This is a genomic window from Proteus genomosp. 4 str. ATCC 51469, assembly GCF_003144375.1.
In the GTDB taxonomy this organism is placed as follows: domain Bacteria; phylum Pseudomonadota; class Gammaproteobacteria; order Enterobacterales; family Enterobacteriaceae; genus Proteus.
The window spans coordinates 1-5,148 of the sequence record NZ_PENV01000010.1 but is presented as its reverse complement, the minus strand read 5'-3'; the positions used below and the strand labels follow the sequence as shown (position 1 = coordinate 5,148).

At 38.2% G+C, this 5,148-nt stretch carries 4 protein-coding genes, 4 tRNA genes and 1 rRNA gene; 8 read left to right on the top strand and 1 reads right to left on the bottom strand.

Annotated elements, in window-relative coordinates:
- The 3 genes from rrf to birA form a co-directional block, all read left to right on the top strand.
- Nucleotides 1-106 (top strand): 5S ribosomal RNA (gene rrf, locus DK866_RS10835); the annotation flags it as partial.
- A gap of 161 nt (nucleotides 107-267) precedes the next feature.
- Complete coding sequence (gene murB / locus DK866_RS10830; protein ID WP_109408910.1) at nucleotides 268-1,302, top strand: UDP-N-acetylmuramate dehydrogenase; 1,035 nt, start codon at nucleotides 268-270, stop codon at nucleotides 1,300-1,302.
- Nucleotides 1,299-2,261 (top strand): bifunctional biotin--[acetyl-CoA-carboxylase] ligase/biotin operon repressor BirA, encoded by a 963-nt coding sequence (gene birA / locus DK866_RS10825; RefSeq protein WP_109408909.1) that lies wholly within the window; start codon nucleotides 1,299-1,301, stop codon nucleotides 2,259-2,261. The genes murB and birA overlap by 4 nt, the downstream gene beginning before the upstream one ends.
- 122 nt (nucleotides 2,262-2,383) lie before the next feature.
- Here birA and coaA read toward each other — a convergent pair whose 3' ends face one another.
- The gene (gene coaA / locus DK866_RS10820; RefSeq protein WP_072071181.1) at nucleotides 2,384-3,331 is read right to left on the bottom strand and encodes a type I pantothenate kinase; all 948 of its coding nucleotides are present in this window, start codon (nucleotides 3,329-3,331) and stop codon (nucleotides 2,384-2,386) included.
- A gap of 436 nt (nucleotides 3,332-3,767) precedes the next feature.
- Here coaA and DK866_RS10815 point away from each other — a divergent pair.
- From DK866_RS10815 to tuf, 5 genes are all read left to right on the top strand, one after another.
- Nucleotides 3,768-3,843, top strand: a tRNA-Thr gene (locus tag DK866_RS10815).
- Between the two features lie 13 nt (nucleotides 3,844-3,856).
- Nucleotides 3,857-3,941, top strand: a tRNA-Tyr gene (locus DK866_RS10810).
- Between the two features lie 82 nt (nucleotides 3,942-4,023).
- Nucleotides 4,024-4,098 (top strand) — tRNA-Gly (locus DK866_RS10805).
- A gap of 5 nt (nucleotides 4,099-4,103) precedes the next feature.
- A tRNA-Thr gene (locus DK866_RS10800) sits at nucleotides 4,104-4,179 on the top strand.
- A gap of 121 nt (nucleotides 4,180-4,300) precedes the next feature.
- A partial coding sequence (tuf, locus tag DK866_RS10795) for an elongation factor Tu (RefSeq protein ID WP_109408908.1) occupies nucleotides 4,301-5,148 on the top strand: 848 nt, incomplete at its 3' end.

Genomic DNA, 5,148 nt, shown 5'->3' with positions numbered 1-5,148 from the left:
ATAGCGCAGCGGTCCCACCTGATCCCATGCCGAACTCAGAAGTGAAACGTTGTAGCGCCGATGGTAGTGTGGGGTCTCCCCATGTGAGAGTAGGGAACTGCCAGGCATTAAATAAGACGAGAAAGCCAACCCAATGGGTTGGCTTTTTTGCGTTTAAGACATTTAAAACACAAATATACTTTCTCTCCTCTAATCACTTATCACTTTGCTATCCTCAATGATGCTTGACTGTTAAACTAAGCTATCAGCTAAATGAGGTAGACTTTCATGAAAGAATCGGTTTCATTGCAAGCATTTAATACATTTGGTTTGAGAGCAAAAGCTCACCAAATAGAAACTGCAAATAATAAAGATGAGCTTTGTACATATTGGCAAAATGCCCATGAGAAGAGATTACCAACCCTTATTCTAGGTGGCGGTAGTAACGTACTATTTACTGAAGATTTTAATGGTATTGTTATCCGTAACTGTATTGCTGGCATTGAAATTACTGAAGATGAGCAATATTGGTCTGTTCATGTTGGAGCTGGCGAGAGTTGGCATGCGCTTATTGAATATCTGTTAGAAAAAAATATCTATGGACTAGAAAATTTAGCGTTGATCCCAGGCAATGTTGGTTCTGCGCCAATACAAAATATTGGTGCTTATGGTAAAGAGCTGAAAGATGTTTGTGCCTATGTTGATATTGTTGAATTAAGTACAGGCAATATTAGTCGATTAACAAATGAAGAATGTGAGTTTGGTTATCGCGACAGTATTTTCAAACATCATTATCAGCAAGGCTTTGCTATTATTGCTGTCGGTTTACTACTAAGTAAAAAATGGGAACCTATTCTTACTTATGGTGATTTATCAAAATTATCATTAGAAACTGTTACACCAAAGGATGTGTTCGAATCTGTATGCTTAATGAGAACGAGCAAGCTACCAGATCCAAAAGTAACGGGTAATGCTGGAAGTTTTTTTAAAAACCCAATTGTTGATATTCGTATTGCACAACAATTAAAAACAGAATATCCATTTTGTCCTCAATATGTGCAGCGAGATGGTGTGAAGCTTGCGGCTGGTTGGCTGATTGATCAATGTGGTCTTAAAGGACATCAAATTGGTGGTGCGGCAGTTCACACTAAACAAGCACTGGTACTTATTAATAAAGAAGGCTCCGCGACAGGTGAGGATATTGTGAACTTAGCCGCATATATTCGCCAGAAAGTCTCAGAACGCTTCGGTGTAAAATTAGAGCCAGAAGTTCGCTTTATTGGCAAATATGGCGAAATCAATGCTGTGGATGCTATTTCATGAAAGAAACACCAACTCCTTTATTATTAATTAAAATTCTTGCTGATGGAAATATTCATTCAGGAGAGCAATTAGGCGAAAGTTTAGGAATGACTCGAGCAGGCATTAATAAACATATTCAAACATTGCGTAGCTGGGGTATTGACGTTCAGACGGTTGCCGGAAAAGGGTATCAATTAGATGCGCCAATGAATTTATTGAACGCAGATATTGTGAATCAGAATATTAAAGGTGAGCCTGCTAGCGTTATTCCTGTTATAGATTCTACAAATCAATATTTGATCCAACGTATTAGCGAATTAAAATCAGGTGATGTATGTATTGCTGAATACCAGTCTGCTGGACGAGGTAGAAGAGGTCGCCAATGGATCTCGCCTTTTGGTAGAAATTTATATTTGAGTATGTATTGGAAACTCGATCAAGGGCCTGCTGCTGCAATAGGATTGAGTTTGGTTGTCGGCGTTATTATGGCTGAAGTATTGCAAAAACTTGGCGCAAATGGCGTTAAAGTAAAATGGCCTAATGATCTCTATTTAAATGATAAAAAGCTTTCAGGTATTCTTGTTGAATTAACAGGGAAGACGGGTGATGTTGCTCATATTGTAACGGGTATTGGCATCAATATTGCGATGAGTAAAAATCAAAATGAAGTTATCAACCAACAATGGATCAATTTAGAGCAAGTTGGTATTAAGATTGACAGAAATGAACTTGCTTGTGAAATTACTAATGCATTAAGAGAAGCATTTATCCAGTTTGAAAAACAAGGGTTGTCTGTTTTTATAGAACGTTGGAAAAGTTTAGATAACTTTATGGATAGACGTGTAAAACTGATTATTGGCGAAAAAGAAATCTTTGGTATTGCTAAAGGTATTAATGATCAAGGGGCTTTACTTTTAGAGCAAGATGGTAAAATTACACCTTATATAGGTGGTGAGATTTCACTAAGAAGTGCATCTTAATGTTTTGAATTGCGTCGAATGTCTGAAATGGAAAAAGCTTTCTTTAATCGGAAAGCTTTTTTGTTATTTATATTATTAAATCTATTTAGAACTAGAAGAAATCAGCAAATGATTGTTCAGTTTTATTTACGTAATCTAACATTGCTAATTGTATGATTATGGCCTTTGGTTAAGATCAAACTTGCTCTCTCTCTTGTTGGCAAGATGTTTTGTTTTAAGTTTAATCCATTAATTTCTTGCCAAATGGATGAGGCTATTTCTATAGATTCTTCTCTGCTTAATTTAGAATAATTATTAAAATACGATTCAGGATCAGTAAATGCCCCTTCTCTAAATTTCAAAAAGCGACTGATATACCAGTGTTTTAGTAATTCTTCTTCTGCATCAACATAAATAGAGAAATCTACATAATCTGATACAAAAACATTATGTGGATCATGCGGATAATCTTGATTGCTCTGTAATACATTCAATCCTTCAAGAATCAAAATATCAGGTTGCTCGATAACCTGTTTCTTATCAGGAATGATGTCATATACTAAATGAGAATAGACAGGCGCTGTCACTTGTTTCTTACCTGATTTTATATCAGAAACGAAAGAGACAAGGCTATGCATATCATAGGATTCAGGAAATCCTTTTTTCTTCATTATCCCGCGTTTTTTTAACTCTGCATTAGGTAAAAGAAAACCATCAGTAGTAATTAAATCTACTTTACGATGCTCTGGCCAACGCGTTAAAAGTGCTTGTAGCAAGCGAGCCGTTGTACTTTTACCAACAGCAACACTACCCGCGATACCAATAATATATGGAATTTTAGCGCTTCTTGTGCCAAGAAATTGCTCTAAGACGGCTTGACGGCGTAGGTTAGAGCTAATGTAAAAATTGAGTAATCTCGAAAGAGGAAGATAAATCTCAATAACATCATCAATGGAAATTTCTTCGTTAATTCCTTTTAAGTCTGCAATTTCTTTTTCTGTTAGCGTTAAAGGAACAGAGTCTCTTAACGTTGCCCAGTGCTTTCTGTCAAATTCTAAATAAGGGGTTATAAAGCGTTCTTTGTTATTCATAAGCCAACATCTGCCTAGTCTTCGCAGGTTGGACAGGCTGTTTAAAACACCCGTATCCGATAAAAAATAAACAGCATCATAACGAGTCATGCTTCATTGGCGTAGATATTTTTAAAATTTTTCTACTTTTTTTGACGCGAACTGAATAAATTTGTAAAAAAAGTATAAAAAATAGACATGGAAATTATTTTTTAGCGTAGACTAGTGAGTGCGTAATTAATTTTTTTTCTAAAAATTTATTAAATGCAATAAATTTAGGGCTTGAAAGATAAATTAGAATTTGAATTTATCTTGAATTGTTGTTGTCATTTTGGTCATTTTTTTCCTAAAAAATCAACAATTCAATCAAAAGTGAACAAAATCTAAGCAAAAGAACAAATATCGCAATTTTTTTGTTGCATCATGATGAAAGTCCTCCTAGAATGCGCACCACTTAGCCGGCATAGCTCAGTTGGTAGAGCAACTGACTTGTAATCAGTAGGTCCCGAGTTCGACTCTTGGTGCCGGCACCATTAAAATTTAGTTGGTGGGATACCCAAGCGGCCAAAGGGAGCAGACTGTAAATCTGCCGTCACAGACTTCGAAGGTTCGAATCCTTCTCCCACCACCATTAATTCCTTACTTAAGTGTTTTCAAATAGTAAACACTTGAGTAGAATACAAAGCTGATTTTAAGTCAGGTAGCCGAGTTCTGCGGGCATCGTATAATGGCTATTACCTCAGCCTTCCAAGCTGATGATGCGGGTTCGATTCCCGCTGCCCGCTCCAGATGTGCTGATATAGCTCAGTTGGTAGAGCGCACCCTTGGTAAGGGTGAGGTCGGCAGTTCGAATCTGCCTATCAGCACCACTCCTTCATGTTCTTGCCTCCCTGATTAAAATCTTAACAAGCAATAGCAAATCGCTAATTTACTTACTGCTTGGTTGATGTGGTGTAACCACCGATTCCGTGTCTTAGAGGGACAATTTAAATGTCTAAAGAAAAATTTGAACGTTCAAAACCGCACGTTAACGTTGGTACTATCGGCCACGTTGACCACGGTAAAACAACTCTGACTGCTGCAATCACTACAGTTTTAGCTAAAACTTACGGTGGTGCTGCTCGTGCATTCGATCAAATCGATAACGCACCAGAAGAAAAAGCTCGTGGTATCACCATCTCTACTTCACACGTAGAATACGATACTCCAACTCGTCACTACGCACACGTAGACTGCCCAGGTCACGCCGACTATGTTAAAAACATGATCACTGGTGCTGCGCAAATGGACGGAGCTATCCTGGTAGTTGCTGCGACTGATGGCCCAATGCCACAAACTCGTGAGCACATCCTGTTAGGTCGTCAGGTTGGTGTTCCTTACATCATCGTATTCCTGAACAAATGTGACATGGTAGATGATGAAGAGTTACTGGAATTAGTAGAAATGGAAGTTCGTGAACTTCTGTCTCAATACGATTTCCCAGGTGACGACACTCCAGTAATCCGTGGTTCAGCGCTGAAAGCACTGGAAGGCGAAGCTGAGTGGGAAGCAAAAATTGTTGAATTAGCAGAAGCACTGGATTCATACATCCCAGAACCAGAGCGTGCAATTGACAAACCATTCCTGTTACCAATCGAAGACGTATTCTCAATCTCAGGCCGTGGTACAGTAGTAACGGGTCGTGTTGAGCGTGGTGTTGTTAAAGTTGGTGAAGAAGTTGAAATCGTTGGTATCAAACCAACAGTTAAAACAACTTGTACTGGCGTTGAAATGTTCCGTAAATTACTTGACGAAGGTCGTGCAGGTGAGAACGTAGGTGTTCTGCTGCGTGGTACTAA